The sequence below is a fragment of the Lawsonibacter sp. JLR.KK007 genome, from assembly GCF_036941135.1.
In the GTDB taxonomy this organism is placed as follows: domain Bacteria; phylum Bacillota; class Clostridia; order Oscillospirales; family Oscillospiraceae; genus Lawsonibacter.
On the sequence record NZ_JAYWSY010000002.1, the window covers coordinates 1,007,560 to 1,028,190 of the forward strand.

29 protein-coding genes are annotated in these 20,631 nt (G+C 64.5%); all 29 read right to left on the bottom strand.

Annotated elements, in window-relative coordinates; translation table 11 throughout:
• Nucleotides 1-10: 10 nt before the first annotated feature.
• Nucleotides 11-469 carry a hypothetical protein gene (locus tag VV088_RS14920; protein WP_334601490.1) on the bottom strand — a complete coding sequence of 153 codons (459 nt, stop codon included), beginning with the start codon at nucleotides 467-469 and terminating at the stop codon, nucleotides 11-13.
• Nucleotides 466-930 carry a minor capsid protein gene (locus tag VV088_RS14925; RefSeq protein WP_334601491.1) on the bottom strand — a complete coding sequence of 155 codons (465 nt, stop codon included), beginning with the start codon at nucleotides 928-930 and terminating at the stop codon, nucleotides 466-468. The genes VV088_RS14920 and VV088_RS14925 overlap by 4 nt, the downstream gene beginning before the upstream one ends.
• 1 nt (nucleotide 931) lies before the next feature.
• On the bottom strand, nucleotides 932-1,309 hold the full coding sequence (locus VV088_RS14930; RefSeq protein WP_334601493.1) for a hypothetical protein: 378 nt from the start codon (nucleotides 1,307-1,309) through the stop codon (nucleotides 932-934).
• The gene (locus VV088_RS14935; protein ID WP_334601494.1) at nucleotides 1,309-1,671 is read right to left on the bottom strand and encodes a hypothetical protein; all 363 of its coding nucleotides are present in this window, start codon (nucleotides 1,669-1,671) and stop codon (nucleotides 1,309-1,311) included. Before VV088_RS14935 ends, VV088_RS14930 begins: the two co-directional genes overlap by 1 nt.
• A gap of 5 nt (nucleotides 1,672-1,676) precedes the next feature.
• Complete coding sequence (locus VV088_RS14940; RefSeq protein ID WP_334601495.1) at nucleotides 1,677-2,570, bottom strand: hypothetical protein; 894 nt, start codon at nucleotides 2,568-2,570, stop codon at nucleotides 1,677-1,679.
• A 14-nt stretch (nucleotides 2,571-2,584) separates the two neighbouring features.
• The gene (locus VV088_RS14945) at nucleotides 2,585-3,145 is read right to left on the bottom strand and encodes a phage scaffolding protein (protein ID WP_334601496.1); all 561 of its coding nucleotides are present in this window, start codon (nucleotides 3,143-3,145) and stop codon (nucleotides 2,585-2,587) included.
• A gap of 94 nt (nucleotides 3,146-3,239) precedes the next feature.
• Complete coding sequence (locus VV088_RS14950; RefSeq protein ID WP_334601497.1) at nucleotides 3,240-3,386, bottom strand: cysteine-rich KTR domain-containing protein; 147 nt, start codon at nucleotides 3,384-3,386, stop codon at nucleotides 3,240-3,242.
• Nucleotides 3,379-3,594, bottom strand: coding sequence for a hypothetical protein (locus VV088_RS14955; RefSeq protein WP_334601499.1), 216 nt, complete (start codon nucleotides 3,592-3,594; stop codon nucleotides 3,379-3,381). Before VV088_RS14955 ends, VV088_RS14950 begins: the two co-directional genes overlap by 8 nt.
• A complete protein-coding gene (locus tag VV088_RS14960) occupies nucleotides 3,591-5,291 on the bottom strand; it encodes a phage minor capsid protein (protein ID WP_334601502.1) in 1,701 nt (566 codons plus the stop codon). Before VV088_RS14960 ends, VV088_RS14955 begins: the two co-directional genes overlap by 4 nt.
• On the bottom strand, nucleotides 5,291-6,670 hold the full coding sequence (locus tag VV088_RS14965; protein WP_334601504.1) for a hypothetical protein: 1,380 nt from the start codon (nucleotides 6,668-6,670) through the stop codon (nucleotides 5,291-5,293). The genes VV088_RS14960 and VV088_RS14965 overlap by 1 nt, the downstream gene beginning before the upstream one ends.
• A complete protein-coding gene (locus VV088_RS14970; protein WP_334601506.1) occupies nucleotides 6,667-6,870 on the bottom strand; it encodes a hypothetical protein in 204 nt (67 codons plus the stop codon). The genes VV088_RS14965 and VV088_RS14970 overlap by 4 nt, the downstream gene beginning before the upstream one ends.
• Nucleotides 6,871-6,872: 2 nt before the next feature.
• Nucleotides 6,873-8,111, bottom strand: a complete 1,239-nt coding sequence (locus VV088_RS14975) for a PBSX family phage terminase large subunit (protein WP_334601507.1) — start codon at nucleotides 8,109-8,111, stop codon at nucleotides 6,873-6,875.
• Complete coding sequence (locus tag VV088_RS14980; protein ID WP_334601508.1) at nucleotides 8,098-8,523, bottom strand: helix-turn-helix domain-containing protein; 426 nt, start codon at nucleotides 8,521-8,523, stop codon at nucleotides 8,098-8,100. Before VV088_RS14980 ends, VV088_RS14975 begins: the two co-directional genes overlap by 14 nt.
• Nucleotides 8,524-8,658: 135 nt before the next feature.
• Nucleotides 8,659-9,078: a RusA family crossover junction endodeoxyribonuclease gene (locus VV088_RS14985; protein WP_334601510.1), complete on the bottom strand. Its 420-nt coding sequence runs from the start codon at nucleotides 9,076-9,078 to the stop codon at nucleotides 8,659-8,661.
• A 124-nt stretch (nucleotides 9,079-9,202) separates the two neighbouring features.
• Nucleotides 9,203-9,373 carry a hypothetical protein gene (locus VV088_RS14990; RefSeq protein WP_334601511.1) on the bottom strand — a complete coding sequence of 57 codons (171 nt, stop codon included), beginning with the start codon at nucleotides 9,371-9,373 and terminating at the stop codon, nucleotides 9,203-9,205.
• Nucleotides 9,370-11,556, bottom strand: a complete 2,187-nt coding sequence (locus VV088_RS14995) for an AAA family ATPase (protein ID WP_334601512.1) — start codon at nucleotides 11,554-11,556, stop codon at nucleotides 9,370-9,372. The genes VV088_RS14990 and VV088_RS14995 overlap by 4 nt, the downstream gene beginning before the upstream one ends.
• Nucleotides 11,557-11,559: 3 nt before the next feature.
• On the bottom strand, nucleotides 11,560-13,140 hold the full coding sequence (locus tag VV088_RS15000; protein ID WP_334601513.1) for a DEAD/DEAH box helicase: 1,581 nt from the start codon (nucleotides 13,138-13,140) through the stop codon (nucleotides 11,560-11,562).
• Nucleotides 13,140-13,658: a DUF669 domain-containing protein gene (locus VV088_RS15005; RefSeq protein WP_334601515.1), complete on the bottom strand. Its 519-nt coding sequence runs from the start codon at nucleotides 13,656-13,658 to the stop codon at nucleotides 13,140-13,142. Before VV088_RS15005 ends, VV088_RS15000 begins: the two co-directional genes overlap by 1 nt.
• 21 nt (nucleotides 13,659-13,679) lie before the next feature.
• Nucleotides 13,680-14,699, bottom strand: coding sequence for an ATP-binding protein (locus VV088_RS15010; protein WP_334601516.1), 1,020 nt, complete (start codon nucleotides 14,697-14,699; stop codon nucleotides 13,680-13,682).
• On the bottom strand, nucleotides 14,699-15,973 hold the full coding sequence (locus tag VV088_RS15015; protein WP_334601517.1) for an AAA family ATPase: 1,275 nt from the start codon (nucleotides 15,971-15,973) through the stop codon (nucleotides 14,699-14,701). The genes VV088_RS15010 and VV088_RS15015 overlap by 1 nt, the downstream gene beginning before the upstream one ends.
• 3 nt (nucleotides 15,974-15,976) lie before the next feature.
• Nucleotides 15,977-16,210 (bottom strand): hypothetical protein, encoded by a 234-nt coding sequence (locus VV088_RS15020; protein WP_334601518.1) that lies wholly within the window; start codon nucleotides 16,208-16,210, stop codon nucleotides 15,977-15,979.
• Nucleotides 16,210-17,955, bottom strand: a complete 1,746-nt coding sequence (locus VV088_RS15025; protein WP_334601519.1) for a PcfJ domain-containing protein — start codon at nucleotides 17,953-17,955, stop codon at nucleotides 16,210-16,212. The genes VV088_RS15020 and VV088_RS15025 overlap by 1 nt, the downstream gene beginning before the upstream one ends.
• Nucleotides 17,956-17,960: 5 nt before the next feature.
• On the bottom strand, nucleotides 17,961-18,317 hold the full coding sequence (locus tag VV088_RS15030; protein WP_334601520.1) for a hypothetical protein: 357 nt from the start codon (nucleotides 18,315-18,317) through the stop codon (nucleotides 17,961-17,963).
• On the bottom strand, nucleotides 18,314-19,180 hold the full coding sequence (locus tag VV088_RS15035) for a DUF3102 domain-containing protein (RefSeq protein ID WP_334601522.1): 867 nt from the start codon (nucleotides 19,178-19,180) through the stop codon (nucleotides 18,314-18,316). The genes VV088_RS15030 and VV088_RS15035 overlap by 4 nt, the downstream gene beginning before the upstream one ends.
• Nucleotides 19,167-19,385, bottom strand: a complete 219-nt coding sequence (locus VV088_RS15040; protein WP_334601524.1) for a hypothetical protein — start codon at nucleotides 19,383-19,385, stop codon at nucleotides 19,167-19,169. Before VV088_RS15040 ends, VV088_RS15035 begins: the two co-directional genes overlap by 14 nt.
• Nucleotides 19,385-19,591 (bottom strand): hypothetical protein, encoded by a 207-nt coding sequence (locus tag VV088_RS15045; protein ID WP_334601525.1) that lies wholly within the window; start codon nucleotides 19,589-19,591, stop codon nucleotides 19,385-19,387. Before VV088_RS15045 ends, VV088_RS15040 begins: the two co-directional genes overlap by 1 nt.
• A gap of 12 nt (nucleotides 19,592-19,603) precedes the next feature.
• Nucleotides 19,604-19,852 (bottom strand): helix-turn-helix domain-containing protein, encoded by a 249-nt coding sequence (locus VV088_RS15050; protein ID WP_334601526.1) that lies wholly within the window; start codon nucleotides 19,850-19,852, stop codon nucleotides 19,604-19,606.
• Nucleotides 19,849-20,085 (bottom strand): RNA chaperone Hfq, encoded by a 237-nt coding sequence (hfq, locus tag VV088_RS15055; RefSeq protein ID WP_334601527.1) that lies wholly within the window; start codon nucleotides 20,083-20,085, stop codon nucleotides 19,849-19,851. Before hfq ends, VV088_RS15050 begins: the two co-directional genes overlap by 4 nt.
• A 133-nt stretch (nucleotides 20,086-20,218) precedes the next feature.
• Complete coding sequence (locus VV088_RS15060; RefSeq protein ID WP_334601528.1) at nucleotides 20,219-20,566, bottom strand: hypothetical protein; 348 nt, start codon at nucleotides 20,564-20,566, stop codon at nucleotides 20,219-20,221.
• Nucleotides 20,567-20,631: the final 65 nt, after the last annotated feature.

A 20,631-nucleotide genomic window follows, 5' to 3' on the forward strand; every position in this document is an offset into this window, starting at 1 on the left:
GGTCTCCTCCTCACATAAACCACGGGTCTGTGGTTGGAAATATTTTGATGAATTGGACGGACAGCTGAACCATATAGGTGGCCAGCCCCTCGTCCTCCGCGTCGTAGAGTACCCCGTTCTGGGCGGTGAGTTTCTCCTGCCGGGGGACGTCCCCGAAGACGGGGGCCAGGCCCAGGGCCGACTGCTCCTGAACCCACTCCTGGAAGTCCATCACCCACCCGGCGTTGACCGCCGCCCCGGCGCCGTCTCCGGGGGCCTTCTCGAAGACGTAGTACAGCCCGAAGTTGTACTGGTTGGTGACGGCCACATTGCCCAGCAGGTCCGTTTTGCGGCCGATCTCCTCCAGGCCGGAGGGGAAGATGCCCCCGTTGGCGGGGATCTGATCGGTGTAGTCCACCTGGAAGGTTTGCAGGATGTCCGCCTTGGGGTAGCTGCGGACAAAGGCTGTGATCTGTTCCAGCGCGGTCATGGGCTCCCCCTCCTTCGCACATAGTCCTGGAGCTCGGCGGCCATCTGCCGCCCCTCAGCGGCGGTCAGGCGGCGGTCCCAGAAGGGCCCGGCTCTGGGGTTCCTGGTCTTGTCGTACTGGATGTCCCGGCTGCTGGCCACCTTGGCCACCCCCCGCCGGGACCGCCAGCCGTTGGGCGTCAGAAAGCCCGCCATCCCCGTCTCCGGGTCCACCATCACCTTGCCGTAGTAGAGCATCCGGGCATAGGGGACGTTCACGTGGAGGAAGGGCTCGTTCACCGGGCTCTGGGCGATCATCAGCTTGATGGTGGCCCCGGTGCGGTAGGGCATGTACTTCTGGATGCGCCGCTTCACATTGGCGGTGTGGAACCGCTGCACGTCCCCCCGGGCGTCGATGCCCAGCCGCGCCATGATCTGCTTCACCGGCTTCATGTCCACCCGGACGCGGCCTACGACGTTCATGTCAGCCTCCTGCCTCCACATGGACCATGCGGCCCTTCCAGTATTTCGGGTCCACCCACTTGACCACCACCAGGCCGGGGACCTTGGCGGGGATCAGGGCAGGCCAGTCCGACCGGCCTGCCAGCTCCGGCCCCTCGCCCAGCAGCACCTTGTCCCCCACGGACACCGGGCTCTCCAAGCAGGGGATCACCAGCAGAAAGCTGTTGACCTCCCGGCTGCCCGTTTTGGACACGTCCTGGACCTTCTTGAAGTCCAGGAACGCACCCCGCTCGATGACCGTCCGGGTGACCGTCTCCTCTCCGTCCCAGTGGTAGAGGGTGACCGTCTGGTCACACAGCCGGTAGTCCACCGGGCATCCCCGGCGCTTGATCCGGACCATCAGCCGCACCCCCGATAGATGTCCAGGTACTGCGACGCACAGCGGTACAGCTCCTTCTCCCGGCCCCTGGGGCTCAGGTCCAGGGACTGGCCCGCCGGGCCGCTGTAACTCACCGACACGCTGCCGATGGAGGCGGACTGGATGGGGCCGCCCTCCCCGTTGGCCAGCAGGTCGAAGCTGTAAAAAGCCTCCGCCATGGCGCACACGGCCATGTCACCCGACCGTGGCCGGGAGGTGTCCACCCGGCAGAGCCGCTTGTACCGGGCCAGCTGGGCGGCCGCCCGGGCCGCATAGCCGGGCCACTCCTCCGGGGGGATGGAGCCGCCCCGGTAGGTGTTTTGGTAAAAGTCGTAGCTGGTCATGGAGCTCAGGCCTTATGGTGCAGGTACACCCCGGCCAGCTTGTTCTGGTAGATATCCGCAATGCCCACGTTGCGGTAGCCGAACTTGTAGGCGTCGGCGGTCTGGTTCTGCTCGGGAGAGATGATCTTGGGGGCCACGTGCTTGGGGAACTGGATGACGGCGGGCTTGTGGATGATGAGGAAGTTGATCTCCTTGGCGTCAGCCGCCTTCCCATAGCCGCCGGCGGTCTCGTCCACAGCCCCCTCGCCGTCGCCGGTCATCTTTCCTGACTTCTGCTGGATGGCGGTGTAGAACCGGGTTTGGGGTACCTTCACCGTTTTGGCAAAGTTTTGGAGCACCTCCCGGCTCTTGGTGGTGTCCAGGTCCTGGATCATGCCCATCAGGGTGGGGGTGATGTACAGATACCGCCCCTCCTGGGGTACCTCGTCCTCGTCCATCTTGTCGTTGGCGGCGCGGATGGCCTTGAGCACCGCCTCGCCGGTGGACAGGGAGGCCGCGCCCGCCTTGCTGATGCCCGGCTTGCCGGCGTAGCAGGCGAAGCGGAAGGCGTCGATCTCGGGCACCACCTTGGTGCGGATGAACTCCCCGGCCAGGCGGCCGAAGGCGATGCCGGCAGTCTCCAGGTCGTCCATGGCGTCCACGGTGAACATGCGGCCCCGGTCGAAGTTGCACTTGATGGTCTCGTTGGTCAGGGTCACGTCCCCGTCCACGTAGCCGCTGTTCCGGGAGTAGTCCCCCAGGCCCTGCATGGACAGCATGGGAATGATGAGCTCGTTGGCGTTGGCCCCCTGGCGGGCCAGCTCGGCGGCGCCGTCCAGGTCGCCGGTGAGGGAGGCGTTCTTGTACACCTCGTCCAGGATGGGGACGAATTGCTTGGCCAGTTCAATTGCGTTAGGCATAGTTCAAATCTCCTTTATTTTTTCTCGCCGGCGGTGAGGCCGGCGGCGGCGCGGATGGCGTCCAGGCCAGTAACGGGGCGGCCGCCCCCCGTCCCGGTCCCGGCGGCGTAGGGGGGCGGGGTCTCCCCGGTGTCGAAGAGGTAGCCGCTGTCGGCTTTCAGCTTCTCCAAAGCGGCCTTGATGTCGGCCGTCTGGTCCTTGGACGCCTTCAGCTTGTCCACATCCAGCAGGGCCTGGATGGCCTTGACGTTCCGTCCTTTGGCGGCGGTGATGGCGTCCTTCAGCACACCGTCGAAGGCCAGGCCGGCCAGCTGCTGCTTGTGGGCCTCCGCCTGATCCGCCATCTCCTTGGTGAGCTTGGCCACCTGGCCCTGGAGGTCCTTCACGTCCACCCCCTCAAAGGCCTTCAGCCCCTCGGTGGCGGTAGCCAGCTGAGCCTTGATGGACTCGTAGTCGGCAAAGGGCTTTTTGGCCTCCTCCACGTCCCGGCCGTTCTCCGCCAGGATGGCGTCGATGACCTCCTTGGGCAGGGGCGCGTCCCCCACCTTGAAGTTCTGCAAAAATTCCGGTTTCATTGCTTGCTCCTTTCCCTTGGCAAAAATAAATGAGCCACAAACTACTCAAAAAATTCGAGTAGTTCATGGCTCTTGGCTCACAGGCTCTTGGCTCTTATGCGATATTCACTTCCAGGTCATGCTTGCACGCCTTGCAGCGGAAGGGCATGTTCTGAATCTTTGTGTCCGCCCGGACGGGGAACAGCGCCTTCCCGCAGTGGGGACAGCAGTACCACGGGCGGTTATGGATGGTTTTAATCATCGTTTTCCTTCTTCTTTCGGGTAAGAAAGTCGTAGTGCATTTCCGGGTCATAATCAGGACCAATGTACTCTCTCAATTCCTTCTCCCGCAACTCTTCAAAATATTTGAGCACATCAGGGTCAGAATCCAAAGGACTTGGTGCTGCTACAATCCAGCGCCAAACATCACTTGACTTCTTAGCGTTTAGAATCTCTTCCTTCGTTTTCATTCTAAGAGCCTCCTGATATAATCAAAAAGGTCGGGGTCTTTTTGCTTCAAGACATCTGGGGCATGCGCGTAAAACATAAACCCTTCACTAAAATATTCACGCATACCATCCAAATACACTTGTTTCCCATCATAGATACCGCGACCATAACGCTCATAAAGACGTCCCTGGTATATACTCACCAATTTAGGATGCTGCACACGTAAAATTTCTTTTGAGAAATTTTCACTATCAATGATTATATCAGCCTTTGACAAATTTTCAAAGCCCTTGGCCCGGATTTTCAAAAACTCTGGGTCCTCATAGATATTCAGGGCCGTTTCCAGAGCGTGGGCGTATTCATGCGCCACAGTCCCTGGTGCTCTGTCGCGGTTCAAAAACAGTTCTCCGGTCGCTGGACGGTATCCGCTTCGATTTTCCTCGGTCACAAAGACCTTGGAAATGTATGGCTCCGCAAGTTCTCGGGCCCGCTGCGGTATCTGCGCAACCTCCTGCTCGACAGACAACCGGTCCACTTCCGCAGTACCCTGAGCAAAATTAAGCCGTTCCAGTACCGGCGTTGGCTTCTCCCCAAATCCCGCCACCTCCGTCCGCTCGTACTGGGTCCGCAGCCCGGCGAACTTGGAGAACTCCCGGTAACGCTGGTGGAGGACGTTCAGGCGGGTTCTGTCCTGGGCGAGCTTCTCCGTGTCCCCGGCGGCCTCGTCCACCATTACCCGCCGCTTCTGCGTCCGAATCGCACGCTCCAGCTTCCGCTGCATCTGGGCGGCCTCATACCCGGTGTAGTGCCGGCCCTCCACGGTGACTCCCTTCTCGTTGTCGGCTCGGAACCGCTCCAGTTCCTGGTGGGAATACTGGGGCTGGCTGACCCCCAGGATAATGGGAAAGGCGGCGTGGCCGCAGTTCAGGGTCCCGATGCGCCGGCGGAGGGAGCTGTTCAGCGCCTCATACGCCCGGTCGGGGTACTGCTTCCCCTGGATGGGCTCGTGGTCGGGGGCGCTGTTGGCGTGGGCGGTGATCTCCCAGCCGTCGCAGCCCAGCTGGTCGTGGGCAGCCTGACTGATCTGCTCCTGCATCAGCCCCAGACCGCCCAGGATGTTCCGCCGCACCGCCGCCTCCAGGGAGGTGTGGACCCCGCTCTCGTAGTCGATCACCCGCACGCCCTTCTCCGCCAGATTCCTGGTGGCCTGCCGGACAGCCTCGGTGTAGCTGGCCGCCCCGGTGACCACCTGCTTAAAAGCGAAGTCGGTGCAGGAGCGGTACGCCTTCTGGAGGGGCAGCGCATTGCCGAAGGGGTCTACCATGCCCAGGGTTTGGGTCAGGTTGGCGAAGTCCGCCTCCGCCTGCTCCACGGCGGCGGCCACGATCTGCTGGAGAACCAGGTTCTCCGCAAAGGGGATGGCCGCTGCGGTGGGGAAGCGGCGCACGTCCAGGTCATAGCCCGACTGGGCCGACTGGTACAGGATGCGGCGTATCTCCCCCTGAGACGCTTGGAGCAGCTGCTGCAACTGCTTTTCGATCTCCGTTTGGGACAGGCCCAGGTTTTGCAGCCGCCATACCTGGTATTGGGCGGTGCTGGTCAGCTGGCCCGCCTCGGCCACCCGCCGGGCGATATCCTGGAGCAGATACTCGGTGATGGGGTCCGTTACCTTTCTCGCAGCGTCCCCCAGGGCGGCGATCTGGTCCGGGGTGAGCATTATTCACCCTCCGCCAGCCGGTCCAGCTCCGGCATGTACTTGGCCCGGATGGCGGCCAGGTCGGCCTCCGTCTCGGCGGGCATCCCGAACCGCCAGCCCAGGGCGATCTCCGGCTTCAGCAGCCCCCGGGCCACCATGTCCAGATAGTCCGCCCAGGTCTTGTCCTCGTCGTAGAGGATGCCGTTCCCCCAGTCGATGGAGACGGCATCCGGATCGACCCCGTGGGCGCCGGGGACCTTGTAGAGCCGCCCCAGCACCCCGCACAGCCGGACCGCCTCCTTGGCCGCGCTCTCCCACATCTGCTGGAAGTCAATGATGCTGAGATTGTAGTCCCCCGCGCTGGAGGTGATCTCCGTGGCGGTGCGCTCGGCGGCCTCCACCTCGCTGAGCAGCCCCCGCTTCAGGCCGATGATGTTCTCGGCGGTCCGCAGGTACTCCTGCTTCCGGGCCAGGAAGGATTTTTCCCGAAGCTCCGGGGAGAAGATGGTCAGCCCCACCGACTCCGGATCGTCGTCAATGCCCACGAACAATCTGTCGGTCAGCCTCCGGCGGCCGTCCCTGCCCTTGCGGAGCAGGTCGGCGGAGGCAATGATCCGGGACTGCCCCCGCTCGAACTCACCGTTGAGCAGGGCCTCGTTGCGGTCGATGTTGTGGATCAGACCCACGGCGGGGGCGTAGACGCTGACTCCGTCAGGGGAGCCGTCCACACAGTTTTCCAGAGGGGTGATCAGCCGGGCCAGCCCCAGACCGCCCAGGGGCTCCGGGAAGGTGTACTCCTCGGGCAGGGCCTCGTACCGGGCCAGGGCGGCCAGGGGGACCCGCTGGCCCAGGCTCCCCTGCATGGAGGAGCAGTAGAGCAGGTTGCGGATGGTCAGCCGCCCATCCGCCCCCAGGGTCCGCCGCTCCAGCAGGGTGTACCAGGACTGCGCGGCATGATACCGGCCCTCCACCGTGCACTCCGCCGTGCCTATATCCACCGGCCGGCCCTCGCTGTCCCGGCCGAAGATCAGCACGTTGTCCCGGCGCACCACCGAGAAGGTGAAGCCCTCCCCCACCGGCGCCGGCTTGAGCCAGGCCTCCCCGCCGATGAGGGCCAGCTGCATGGCCTTCTTCTTCACCCGGTCCAGCCCCTCCAGCGCCCCCTGGGCAAAGCCGTCATCGCTGGCGGATTTGTACTCCCCGAAGGCGGTCTTGGTCAGCTTGTGGACGATGGTATAGGCGATCTGCTGGCAGGGGTCGGACTCCTCGCTGGCCGCCCGGTGGTAGTACAGCCGGAACCACTCCCGGACGGCCTCCCGCATGGGCTGGGTGGTGCAGTCCCTGGCCTGGAAGGCGTCCTCACAGCTGTAGGCCCCCCGCAGGGCGGAAACAATGCTCACGGCCGCACCTCATTCTTGATGACCACCCGGCGCAGGGCCCGCAGCCCGGCCTCCAGGCCGTCGATGTAGGCGTGGAGCTCCCGGAGCTCCTGCCGCTGCCCCTCCAGCTGGGCCAGCAGCCGCTTGTTGTCCTGATAGACGGTATCCTTGGCCCAGGCGGGCAGGAACCGCTCCAGCAGCCAGGTCTTGATTTTGCTCATGATTACCTCCCCCGTCGTTTCCACACCGGCTCCATCGCATAGCGCACCGCGTCGATGCTGTGGTTGGCCGCGTCGGGATAGCCCTCCAGCACCTCGCCGGTCTTGGGGTCCCGCTCGTACTCGTACTCACTGAACTCTTTGGCCGTCTCCGGGCACCGGGCCGGGTCGATGACGATGGCCGCCAGCGATTGCAGCCACTTGATCCCGTAGGCCACGCTCCCCGGCCCCTTTTGGGCCTCCCGCATCCGGAACCCGTAGGCCCGGAAGTCGGCCGCGTTCCGGTCGCCCCCGCTGCCGGGGTCGGCCAGGATCAGGTCGTCCATGTGGTGGCGGAGCTTCTCCGCCCAGGCCCCGTTGGACTGCCGCCAGCCCCGGAACTCCTCGTAGATGTACAGGGTCCGGGCCCCGCTGTCGTAGGCACAGGCGGCGAAGTGGTTGGGATCAGGGTACCAGCCCCAGTCCTGGCCGCAGTACAGGTAGTCAAAGGCGGCGATCTGCTGATCGGAGATGGCCTCCAGCCGCAGGTTCTCAAACACCGCCGTGCCGCTGCCCACCACCTCCCCCAGGTACTCGTGGCGGTAGGCGGTCTCGTTGGTCTGCTTCAGGTGCTCCGCGTCCGCCAGGAACCGGGGGCCCAGCCATTCCTCCGGGGTGGTCAGGTAGGTGCTGTGGTGGACCAGGCGGCCCGCCTTGGCCTCCAGCACGTACTTGTTGGCCCAGTTCCGGGCCATGGCCGGCGGGTTGAAGCTCTTGAAGCAGAAGGAGTAGGGCCCGCCCCGGAACAGAGACTGCTCCACGTTCCGCACCTGCTCCGGGCCGTCGAACTGGTCCAGCTCCTCGAACCAGGCCAGGCCGATGTAGCCGAAGGGCACCTTGATGGACTTCAGCTTGCCGGGGTCGTCCAGGCCGAAGAACAGGATCTTCTGGCCGGTGGGCCGGTAGGTGCATTCCATGGGACTGACGGTGCACTTGAACCGGTCGGACAGCCCCAGTTCCGCGATGGCCCAGCAGATCTGGGCGTACACCGACGTGCGCAGGGTGTTGCCTACCTTCCGCAGGGCTACGGCGTGGCAGTCGGGGTGCCGGAGCAGCTGGAGGACCAGTTCCACCGAGAGATAGCTGGACTTGGCCGAGCCCCGCCCGCCCTTGAGCACCAGCTCGCTGATCTCCCCCGCCTTGACGCTCCGGTGGGGCTCGGAGAACGCTGGCGACACCAGCGCCGACAGCTTACAGGTCGTCAATGATCTGCACACCTCCTCCGTCAGCTGGGGCAGGCTCCGGCTTGTCCCGGTACCGGTCCGGCCGGCGGTTCTTCAGCCAGAAAATCTGAGCGGTGGTATCGCCCGGGATGTGCTTGATGGTCTGCACCACCTTCACCCCGTCCTTACCGGACCGCTCCACACGCTCCTCCTGGAATTCGTAGCCCAGAGCCCGCTTGAGCAGGGCGTTCTCCACCTGGACGTCCACGACCTCCTTGCCCTTTTTTAGGGCCTGCGAAATCTGCGGATACTTGAGCTTCCAGTCGTACAGCGTCCGTGCGCCGATGCCCATTTTTTCGGCCAGCTGCTCGTCCGTCAGCCCCTCCCTGGCCCAGCCCTCCAGCAGCAGCAGCCCGTCTTCCGTCAGCCAGTATTCAAACTTTCCACGGGCCATATCGCCACCTCTCCGCAAAATGAAAGGCCAGCTGCCAAAAACACTGGCAGCTGACCATTTGGTCCTCTCTTTTTCTGTCTACCTGATCTCTAAAACTATATTTCGTTTTTATCATAGCAATATCTACTTGTTTTGTCAAATATTTTTTTGCTCTCCCTGTTTTCTCCTGTGCAATTCCTCCGCACAGACGTAGATCCCCGGCACCTCGGCCCAAAACTTTTCGCAGATCTCCGAGGCCACCTGGGCGTCGTCCTTCCAAAAGCCCACAGCGGTCATGCAGTCCTTGAGGAGCTTCTGCAGGTTGTCGGTGTCGGGCTTGGTGGTCCGGTACTCGCCGTCCGCATGCTCCCCTCTGGGGAAGCACCACTTCACCAGCAGCCGCACCGCCCCCTCCAGCGGCTCCGCCGGACAGTGCCCCGCCAGATGGGCGGTCAGCTTGGACCGGGCCGCCTGGACCTGGGGCGGGTCGTAGAACACCGGCCTGCCCTTCACCATCCGCACCTGCTTCTCCTGGTGGGTGGCGGTGGGCGGAAGCATGGGCATGAAAAATTCCATTCGCTTCACCTCACTAAAGTGTGTTGTCTTGAGAAAAATTTTTGTCAACGATCCGGGGAAGGAGTCGTCGTGCGTGAGCTGACGCACGACTACTTCCCCCGTTGACCGCAGGGAAATGATCTATTTACCCCCCTTTAGGGGGGTACTTTTTCTTCCCTGGGGAAAAAAACAGAATGTTACGTTTTTTCCCTGCCAGGGAAACAGGGAAATTTTCGTTTTTTTCCCTGTCAGGGAAAGGAAATTTTGCGTTTTTTTCTTCCCCAGGGAAGGGAAATTTTCTGTTATTTTCCCTCACTTCTGCCCCACCTCATTGTCATCGATCCAGAAACCGCCGTGCTCTTTCAACCGGTTTCTGACGGTCTTTTCGGTCACGCCCATGTACTCAGCAAGGGCGCTTACAGTCACCGTTCCTTCGATCCCGCAGGCCTCAAAAGCGGTCTCGACAGACTCCTTTCGCTCCTTTTCCTTAACGGCTTTTGGCTTGCGTTTTCCGATCGCCCGCCGCCAGCCTGGTTCCTCCCCATCCGGGTCGATGTCGGCCAGGACGCCGTTCCCGTCCTCTCTGTGGATGGGGTAGTCGAACCAGACGTTGACGGGGGCAAAGCGGGGGAACTCCCGCAGGGTGCCCTCGATGCGCCACGCTGTGCGGGCCTGGACGGACCTCCTGGCCTCCTCCGCCCGGTCCAGGAGGTCCCGGTAGTCCTGGGGCTTCAGGGCCGTCTCACAGGCGGCCAGGGCGGCCGCTTCGCTGCACAGGTCGTCCTGGCCCGCCTCCTCCAGCTTCCCCGCCGCCGCCAGCGCCTGGGCGCAGGTCCGGCCCACCGCGTTGTTGATCTCCTGCTTCCGCAGAGCGTCGCTGACGGTCAGCTCGATCATATCCAGCAAAGCGTCCGGGTCCCGGGCGAAGACTCCCGAGCCGCTGGCCCGGTCCATGGACCGCTTGTCCCCCTGCCGCCCCTTGGAGTGGTGGTGGCAGTAGATCACGGCGCAGCCCAGCTCGGTACACACCTTGTCGAACTGGTTGCAGAACCGGGCCATTTGGTCGGCGCTGTTCTCGTCGCCGGTGATGACCTTGTAGATGGGGTCGAGGATGATGGCGATGTAGTTCTTTTTTGCCGCCCGGCGGATCAGCTTGGGGGCCAGCTTGTCCATGGGCACCGACTTGCCCCGCAGGTTCCAGATATCCACGCTGTTCCGGCTGGGCGCCCCCATAGCCTGGCGCACGTCGTGGAAGCGGTGCAGGCAGGAGGCCCGGTCCAGCTCCAGGTTGACGTACATCACCTTCCCCTGGGCGCAGGGGAAGCCCAGCCAGGGCAGGCCCTCCGCAATGGCGATGGCCAGCTCGATCAGGGCAAAGGACTTGCCCGCCTTGCTGGGTCCGGCCAGCAGCATCTTGTGGCCCTGCCGCAGCACGTCCTTGATGAGGGCGGGGGCCAGCTGGGGCAGGCCGGTCTCCAGGTCCCCCTCCGGGTCGGGCAGGTCGTCGTTTACGCTCTCGATCCACTCCTTCCACTCGTTCCAGGAGGGCTTTCCCAGGTCCGTCTCCACCAGAAACTGCCGGTTCCCCTTCCGCTCTACCCCCGGCATCCGGGACAGCCGGGAGGGGTTCCGGTTCTGCCGGTCGATGTCCAGGCCGTTTTTCCGGCACACCTCGTAGAGGAAATCCACCCGCTTGCGGTATTCCTCATAACTGCCCGCCTCCACCCGGACGATGGCGTGGAGACTCTTCCCGCCCGAGTGGACCAGGGCCGCGATGGGCAGCTCCAGCGCCCGGAGGGCGGCGTTCTGCTCCTCCACAGGCATGGAGTCCGACTCCACCAGGGCGTAGCGAAAGTCGGTGACGTTCTCGTTTTTGCAGCCCTGGCCGTCCAGGGGGTTGAACCGGATCCAGGCCCCCGCCTGGGGATCGTAGTCCCCCAGGACGGAGCCCAGGTCGCCCCCGCAGCGGCTCAGCGCCTCGATGAGCTCCCCGGCAGTGCGGTCCCAGCAGCCCCTGGTGGGCAGGAATTTGCCGTCCTTCTCCCAGGTCTCCACCACGTAGCCCACATTCTCCCCCGCCTCGAACAGGGTCTCCAGGTAGGTGATGAGCTGCCGGGCCGGGTCCCAGCTCCGGGGGGTGTGTACCTCCCGGAGCTCCAGCCAGTCCCGGTCCACCACCACCAGCTCGTCTGAGGGACCGATGACGTCCTCCCAGCCCAGCTCGTGGCCGGAGGCGGCGGGCCGCCAGCCCCGGTCCATGGCCATTTTCACCAAAGTCCCTCCGGTGACGGGGGAATCCGCACCGTGGAAGGTGTTCCACTTCCGGGCGCACTCCCCGGGGTGGTAGCGTTTCATATCCCTCCGGCTCCAGTCCTCCCAGTCCTCCGGGGTATAACCCGCCTCGTGCAGACCCATGCCCACCTCCAGCCACTGCTGGTAGGACAGCTGAGCTGGGTCTATGTAGGGCAGCAGTTCCCTCAGGTCGATCTCATGCTCCAATCGTTATACCCCCTCATAGGTCCGCGGGTCCACGCCAGCCGGTATCCGCCAATCGTTGGCGGCGATCCGGTCGATCAGGCGCTTGGCCGCGTCAAACTGCCAGGCGCCTACATGCCGGAAGCCCTTCCCCTCCAGAAAGCGGATCTGTTTTGGGGTGGTCAGTCCGGCGGTGCGGCGGCTGTTCAGCCGGTCCAGCAGCAGTCTGGCCTTGCCCGCGTTCTCGATCTGGTCGGGGCGGATGCCCTGCCTCTCCAGAGCGGTCCGCTGGGCGTCGCTGGGCGGACCCATCTCCCAGCCGAAGGAGGGCCGGTAGCCGGTCAGGTCCTCCGCCTGGATGGACATCTCGAACTGGAGGGGGTCCACCAGCCGCTTCTTCCGCCGGCGCAGCTCGGCCAGCTGCTTGGCCAGGGCCTCCTCCCGCTGGGCCACCACGTCCTCCGACGCCTGCTCCATGGCCTCCTGTATATCCACGGGAGTCCCCGCAAGTTGTACGTTTTCGGTCATCCTCCTGGCCACCTCCTCCGACTCGCAGATCAGGCTGGCGGGGTGGCACAGCTCATGGCGCTCGGTGTGCCACAGGAAGTCCAGCAGCAGCAGGTGGTCCTTGCCAGAGGCGAGCCGGGTGCCCCGGCCCACCATCTGGCTGTACAGGCTGCGCACCTTGGTGGGCCGCAGCACCACAATGCAGTCCACCGGCGGACAGTCCCACCCCTCGGTGAGGAGCATGGAGTTGCACAGCACGTTGTACCGCCCCGCCTCAAAGTCCCGGAGGACTGCCCCCCGGTCCTGGCTGGTCCCGTTGACCTCCGCCGCCCGGAAGCCGCGGGCGCTGAGGATTGCTTGAAACTTCTGCGAGGTCTTCACCAGGGGCAGGAAGACCACCGTCCGCCGGTCCCGGCAGTACTCCTCCATCTCCCGGGCGATCTGCTCCAGATAGGGGTCCAGGGCGGTGTCGATGTCGGCGGATCGGAAATCCCCCGCCTGAACCCCCACCCCGGTCAGGTCCAGCTTCAGGGGGATGGTCAGCGCCTTGATGGGACACAGGTAGCCCTCCCGGATGGCCTTGGGCAGGGTATACTCATAGGCCAGGGACTGGAAAAACTGCCCCAGATTCCGCATGTCCCCCCGATCCGGGGTGGCGGTCACCCCCAGCACCCGGGCGCCGGGAAAGTGGTCCAGCACCCGCTGGTAGCTGTCAGACAGGACATGGTGGGCCTCGTCCACTACGATGGTCTGAAAATAGTCCGGGGCGAACCGGGCCAGCCGTTTCTCCCGCATCAGGCTCTGGACCGAGCCCGCCGTCACCCGGTACCAGCTGCCCAGGCAGCTGCTCTCCCCCTTCTCCAGGGCGCAGCCCAGACCGGTGGTCCTCTTCAGCTTGTCCGCCGCCTGGTCCAGCAGCTCCCCCCGGTGGGCCAGGATCAGACACCGGTCCCCCGCCCGGACCCGGTCCTCAATGACCTTGGAGAACACCACCGTCTTGCCGCAGCCGGTGGGCAGGACCAGCAGGGTGCGCAGCGCCCCGCTGTCCCACTGCTCCAGAACGGCGGCCTCCGCCGCCCGCTGATAGGGCCGCAGCTCCATCAGAATTTCCCCGCCTGGAAGCCGGATATGGCGGTCTGCTTCCCGGTAACGGGGGTGGCCGGGGCGGGAGCGGGGGACTCCTTGGGCTCCAGGTACTTCTTGATCTCGTTGATGGTGCGGGTCTCGCCGTCCTTCTGGTAGGAACGCACCCCCACTCTGGCCCGGCCCTTGGCCCCTGGCACTGCCCCCCAGTTCATCCGCACCCGCTCCCCGTGGCGGCGCTGGCCGATGCAGGTGAAAAACTCGCACAGGAAGCCCTCGGTAGAGGAGTGGAGGAACAGCCGGTCCCGCACCGGGACGCTCATGCCGTCGGGGGTCTGGACCTCCAGGGTCAGCTGGGCCATGTTGCAGGGGGGCAGCTTGGCGTTGGGACCGGGCTGATACCGGCCCCGCTCAAAGCCGGTGACGGTGAAGTCGTACTCCCCCTCGGGGAGGGTAACATATTCCGGGGCGTCGTTGGAAATTTCGTCGTCCCAGTCCAGGGCGCGGCCCTGAAGGGTCTCGGTAAAATCGCTCATAGCTTTGTTCTCCTTTCTTTATCAAAACGGAACGGGCCGGTTCTCCAGGATCATGCCGTACACCTGGGACCAGGCGGCCACCAGCACGCCGGTGACGAAATCCTCCGGGTAACTGTCGAGGGGCAGGTCCTGGGGGGCGTACCCCTTGGCCACACAGGCCGCCTCCACCTCGTCGGGGGACACGTTGTTGGCGTTCATCAGGTCGTAGAGGGGCTTTAAGTAGGCGGGCAGGCCGGGGGGCTCAGGGGCGGCCTGCCACTTTGACTTCTCCTCCTGCGCGGGAGGCTGCGGAACCAGGGCGGGCGGGGGCGCAGTCTCTGCCTCCGGCGCCTCCCAGGGGATGCAGGACCGGATGGATTCAAACTCGAAGGGCAGCTCCTCCGGCAGGCCCAGGCGGTTCTTGGCGTCCCAGCAGGGGTGGTGGGCGGTGTACATCACCCGCTTGCCCCCCTGAGCCTTCACCTTGCCCTCCTTGGTCTTGACGGGGTAGGTCTTATAGTTGGCGAAGAGGACCAGGTCGGCCCACTCCTTCACCAGGGGGGCCGTCTGCTTGGACAGCTTCAGCTCCCACCGGTCATAGGCCCCCATCTCGTCGGGCTGCTCGAACTTCCGCATCCTGGCATGGGCGGTGATGACCACGTTGACCCCGCGGTCTACCACCCCCTCCAGCCGGTTCAGCAGCCGGCCGAACTCCTCCCCCAGATAGGTGTAGCCCTTGCCGTAGCCGAACTCCTCAATGCTGCTCTTCTGATTCTTGGTGCACAGCTCTGCGGAGCACAGCTGCTCCGCCCAGTCCGCTGTGTCCAGCACCAGCGTCCCGCACAGGCCGGGGTCCTTCTCCACCGCCCCCACCTGGTCCATCAGCATGGCCCAGGAGGTGGGCCTGGGCGTGCGGGACACGTCCATGTGCCTGGTGCTCCCCTCCGTGTCGATGAACACCGGCCGGGGGAACCGGGAGGCGAAGGTAGACTTGCCGATCCCCTCCGGCCCGTAGATCACCACCTTCAGGGCGGTCTTCTGTACGCCTGTAATGATCTGCATCAAAATTCACCTGCTTTCCATGTTCTTGCCGGAGGCGGCGGGCCGGGGACCACCGGGTCTCTGGCGCAGCCGTCCTCAATGATGATGGAGCACTCCCCGCCAGTGGACACCCGGGTGGCGATCCCCTGCAACCCCTCAGCCTCCATCCAGGCGGAGAACTCCCGCAGGGTCTCCAGGTCCATCTGTTCCAGCTTATCCAGGAGTACAAAGCCGCACTCCGGCTTCAGCGCCCGGACGATGGCGGTGGACACCTTCAGCTGGTCGCTGCCGCTCATGCAGTCCCAGGGCTTGCCCTGATAGGTCAATTCCCCATCCTCCACGGAGAGGCCGGGGAGGGGCAGTTTCGCGCCTTGCAGGAGATCGGTCTTCTGCTGGCGTACGCGCTCCAGCCGGGCGGACAGCTGGTCGTACTGGCCGCTGTACGCCTCGGCCTCCGCCTCGGCCCGGGCCTTGTCCTGGTTGGTGCGCACCTTCACGTTGATGGCGTCGATCTCCTGGATGCTGGCCTCTAGCTCCTCGGTGGATTCGTCCAGCAGGTCCAGGGCGTCTTTGGCGGCGACCTCACAGTCGGCGCAGAGGGCCTTGTACCGCTCCTCCAGCAGGCCCAGCTCCTTGCCCAGGCGGTCCCGCTCCGCCTCCAGCTGGGCGGCCCGCAGGCGCTTGCGCTGGTTCTCCCCGTTCCGGGCCAGGATGTCCTGCTGGCGCTGGATCAGGTCATAGGCGGAAACCGGCTCGGCGGGCGCGCCCTCATAGCGGGGCAGCTCCCTGGCATACTTGGCCTTCCGGTCGGCGATCTGGCCGATGGCGTGACGCTGGTCGTACAGCTCCTTCTCCTGCCGCTCCAGCGCCTCCACCTGGTCCTTCAGGCCAATGATCCGCAGGAGGGTAGTAGCCTTTTCCTTGCTGGTGGACTGCATAAACCGGGGCATATCAAGGGCCAGCTGCTCCACAAAGGAATTGAGCAGCTGCTGGCCCGCCTTGCGGCCGGAGGCGTCCGTCACCTTCAAATCGCTGTTCTTGCCCGCCCGCTCCACGATGATCCCGTTGGACAGCTCCAGGCGCAGCCGGGGCGGGAGGACCGAGCCCTCCCGCTGGGCCTGGGAGGGCCGGTACCGGTCCCCGCCCAGCGCCCATAGGATGGCGTCCAGGCTGGAGGTCTTGCCCTGGTTGTTGCGGCCCCCGATCACCGTCAGGCCCGAGGGCGCCGGGGTGAGGGTCAGCGCCTTGATGCGCTTGACGTTCTCCGCCTCGAATTGTGTAATTTTGACCGGCATAATTTAACTTCCTTTCCGTTCCAATACATCCAGGGCTTTCGCAATGCTGCGCCAGTTTTGAATCGGCATTTTGGGCGCGCCGCCGGCGCAGATCTGCCGCAGGACGTCGTCCGATATCCGGCGGTCCTTTCGCCGGGCCGTCTTTGCGGACACGACTGCAAGGCATCCGGGGCCGTGAGCCGCCCGGATGGGCGCCCCGCAGCAGGGGCAGGGCTCGCCGGGTTTTACTATTCTCATCACGCCGCCTCTCCTTTCCGCTTCTCGGGCAGGACCGGCCTGCCCTTCTTATCCCGCTGGCAGCCGCTCTGGAGCCACGCCAGCCACTTCTCCTCAAAGGCCTGGACCTCCGGCGTCCTCGCGCGGTTGTACGAGCCTCGATTCTGCCGGACCTTCAGTGCCCTCTCGTCCAGCTCCAGGGTGTAATAGGGCGTCCCGGGCTTGGAAGCACGGCGGATGAAGAAAATGGCCGTCTCCCCGGCGGCATGGCGCTTGCCGTAACTGCTCACGCAGTGGTGCAGGGCATCCCCCTCCTCCGTCAGCTCCCGCTGGCTGGCCGCCGGACGGATCAGCAGGCCGTCCGCCGCGAAGGCATACTTCCTCAGCTGCTTCCGCCGTAGCCGGAAGGAATTTGCCATGGCGTCCTGCTCCCGCTGCAGGATCAGCCCGGTCACAGCGTCATGGGCCCGGATCAGGTCGATGGGATACCGGACCGACGGGTCCGTCAGGTCCCGGCCCAGCTGCTCGGACATGGACCAATAGTCCAGCAGGGTGTGTACATCGGGGACCCAGCCGTCAGCCCCCGCGTCATCCACCTCCGCCGTGATCTGCTCGCTCTGCCGGAGCAGATAGCGGATGCTTTTGCCAACCGGACCGCGGCCGATCAGCTCCAGGACATTGCCCTTTCCAAGGAGGAAAGCGGCTTGGATATCCGCTCCGGCCAGCGTCTCTCCGGCCGCCTTGGTCCTGGAAAACAGCCGCCAGAACAGCAGCCCCCACCCTTGGCTCCGGGCCATCCGCAGCTCGTCCCTGGTGAGGCCCAGCATGTGCGCCGGACGGGTCTCCTTCCAATCGATCTCCTCCAGCGCAACGATCCCAAACTTGGGGAGATCCATTTTGCCTTCCATCTTCTCCTGGATCATGTCATCCAGCACCAGCGGCAGGCCCCTGGTCAGCAGGACCTCCACGTTGGGGTGCTGCTGATACAGCCTCAGATAGGCCACCGGATACCGGCGGCTCGTCCCCCGCAGGTGCTCCATGTAGACGTCCAGCTTGCAGTGGGGCAGGCAGCTGGCCGCCACCAGCTCCGGGGTCAGGCCGAAGATGGCCGTCTCCCCTCCCCACCTGTCCGTCCAACGCGCCGGCTGGCTCCATGCCCGCCTGTACTGGACAAAATACCCGGCGGTCCCGCTGTAGCCCCTCCGCCAGCCCAGCAGCTGGACGCAGGTATCGCTGCTGAATACATAGGCCTCCGCGGGGATGATCTCCAGGCGGAAGCAGCCGTTTTTATGGGTGCGGGCCTGTACCGTCCACCCCGTCAAGGCCAGCAGCCTCTCCTCCCCCACCAGGGCGGCGGACATGCAGGTGGTCTCTGCGGTCACATAATAGTCCCTGACCGCCGCCCGCTTGTTCACCAGCACCTTGGTATTGCACATAGGGCACCGGCATTCATCCCCGGCCGCCATAACCGCCGCGTCCCATTCCCCCTCCACATCCTCCGGGAGGATAAAGCCGTAACCACGCTTATGATCCGGGGCCCAGTGCAGCAGCATGCTGTCCCCGCAGCAGGAGCAGGTCACACGCACCATCTTGGTCTTCCGGGGCTTGGCCCACTCATCCAGCAGGCACCCAAAGCCCCAGTCCTTCACATATTCTGCTTCGTAGATCAGGCCGCTCCGCTCCAGGGCCGCCGCCCGAGTATTCAGCACCCAATGCTTCAGTCCCTCCGGCGGGGTACGGGGGACCAGCCCCCTCACATCCTTCACGGCGGTCACCTCAAAAAGTCGGCCAGGTTGAGGAAGCCCACCCTGGCGGCGGTCTCCGGCTCTCCGGCCTGGCCTGGGGCGGGCAGGCCGTAGAATTTCCGCAGGATCTCCTCCGCCTCCGCCGGGGTGACACAGGCAAAATTGCCCTGCTTGTTCTTGTCCGCCCGAGCCTTGATCTTCTTCTCGGCCTCCACGATGGACATGGCCGGGTCGTCCAGGTCCTGGGCGATCAGCTCCGCGCTGGCCGGCTCCCGGCGGCAGATGTCTTTCAGCTGCTCGGCCACCATCCACTGCGGGGAGCGGTCCTTGACCTTCGCCTGCTGGGCCTCCAGCGCGGCGAGGGCAGTCTCGATCACGCTCATTCCCCACACCTCCTGATCTGGTCCGCCAGAGCGGCGAGGGCCTGGCTCAGCCTTCCGGCGAGGTCCTGGTCCGCCCGGCTCCGGGCCTTGATGAGCAGCTCCCGCAGCTGTTTGGCCGCCTCCTGGGCCTGGTTGAAGTAGACCTCGAACCGGGCCACATCCGGACCGGCGGCCGATACCTGAGCTCTGTCCAGCTCAGCCTGGAGCCGGGCGACCTCCTCCGCCTGGACCGCCTCCCCCTCGGCCCGGGCGGCGTCCAGCTTCGCCTGGTCCACCGCCATCACCGCCACCTCCACCGGGGCGGCCTTCAGCCCGGCCAGCTCCTTCTCCAGCTCCGCCATATGGTCTGATGCGGCGCTCTTCTCCTCCTGCGCCCGCTTCAGCAGGTCGTTGGCCACCTTCAGGTTCTCCGCCATGGAGTCATGGGAGGTCCTGACCGCCTTCAGGTCCGCCTGGGCCTCCTCCGCCGCCTTTCGGGCCTCGTCCCGCTCCCGGATCGCCTTCTCCAGCTCTCGGGAGGTCATGCTGGATACGTCGTGCTCCGACATGAACGTCTCCCGCTCCGGCTCGGGCAGGGCCAGCAGCTGCAGGGCTTTGGCATACCCCAAATCGGACAGCGATGTCGGGTCGCTCCACTCCTGGGCCAGCTTCATGAACCGGTTGGCGGTGCGGGCCGAAAACTCCACCCGCTCCTCCAGCCAGGGCAGCCACTCCCCGTGGGACAGCTTTGCCTTCGCCTCCAGCAGGCACTGCCCGATCCGCAGGATCTCCCCGCCGGCGTTGGCCTTGCGGCTCAGGATCTCCTCGGTGATCGCTTCAATGGTGCGCTCAGTCACCACGCTTACGGCTTCAATCGATCCCATCCTTCATCCTCCTCTCCGCCGCCGTCAGGACGGCATCCGGTAATACCCGGTCCAGAGGGGCCTCCCAGGCGGACTCCGCCGGGGGCTTGTCCGCTTCGGCGGCCCGGTATGCCGCCTCGTCCATCCCCCAGACGATCAGGTGGGCTGTGAAGAAGAGGAGGATACAGACGGCCAGCCACCGCCGGTCCTCTCTGCGCCGGTCCATCAGCACACCTCCTCCAGCTCCGGGATACGCAGGGAGCCGTCCGGCTCCACAAAGGCGTGCGCCATGCCGCCGCCGTACAGCCGCACCCGGAAGGCGGCTTCGCTGAGCCGCTCCACCCCCTTGACCCGCTCCGGACCGTACTGCTTGAGCAGCAGGTCCACGACTCTGCTGGCGTTGACCAGCGACGCTGTAACGCTCTTGTACATCTCGATCCCTCCTCACAAGCTTACCACCCGCATCCCCGGCTTGTACTGGAACCGGGTGATATTGGGGCCCTCCTGACGCTGGGGCGGCTTGACCAGACACCGCTCCAGGTACTCGTCTACCTCCTCCGGCTTGAACCTGGTACAACCGCCTACCTTGTAGGAGCGCAGGCCGTCCGGCTTGGCGCACAGACGGTATACCGTGGCCCGGTTGATCTTCAGCCGCTCCGCCACCTCGTTCACCGTCATCAGCGGGGCGCTCATTGCAGCTCCTCCCCTCTCAGGCCGTCCAGGTCGATGGCCCGGTCGGGGGTGATGGTGGAGATGGCGTGCCGGTAAACGATCTGCTGCTCCTTCCGGACCTCCACCACAACAACAAGATCGTCAAAGCCGGTGATCCGGCCTTTCATCTGGTAGCCGTTGATGGTGATCAGCGTGACCACCTGGCGCTCCTCCTGGAGCCTGGACAGGATCGCGTTGTGCAGATTGTGTTTCATATTGTTCTCCTTTTCTGTCTTGTGCGGCCGCAGGAGTGTGTGGTATAATGGAACTGCGGCCTTTTGGTTGATAGCTACTGGTTCGCTTGCCCTGTTAGGTGTCGTTACCACCTGATGGGGCGTTTTTGTGCGCTTAACGGAGGAAATCCGCAAAGTTGAGATAAATAAAGCCGTCTTCCCTCTCGCGATACAGCGGCGTTTGCCCGGTCAGGGCGGCTTTACAGCGGTCGTTCTTTTTAAGCGCACGGTTGATGCCGTCTTTCTTCTTGGTCAGCTGATATTCCACAGCGTCCAGCTGGGAAGGCACCTGACAGGTCTCGATGTTGACGAACTCCGCATCACCGGTCCCCGTGGCAAACAAAATGCGGATGCCGTCTTTGTCCTTCCACGTTGTCATGAGCTGGCGGGCCCGGGCTTTGCACCACTGAACCTCTGCGGATACCGGGTCGTAGATATGCAGGCCCCGGATGATTTCGGCCACATCCTCCGCTGACACAGCCCCGCGCTGCCTGATCTCCGACAGGTGTCAACGCCAATTTGAAATTG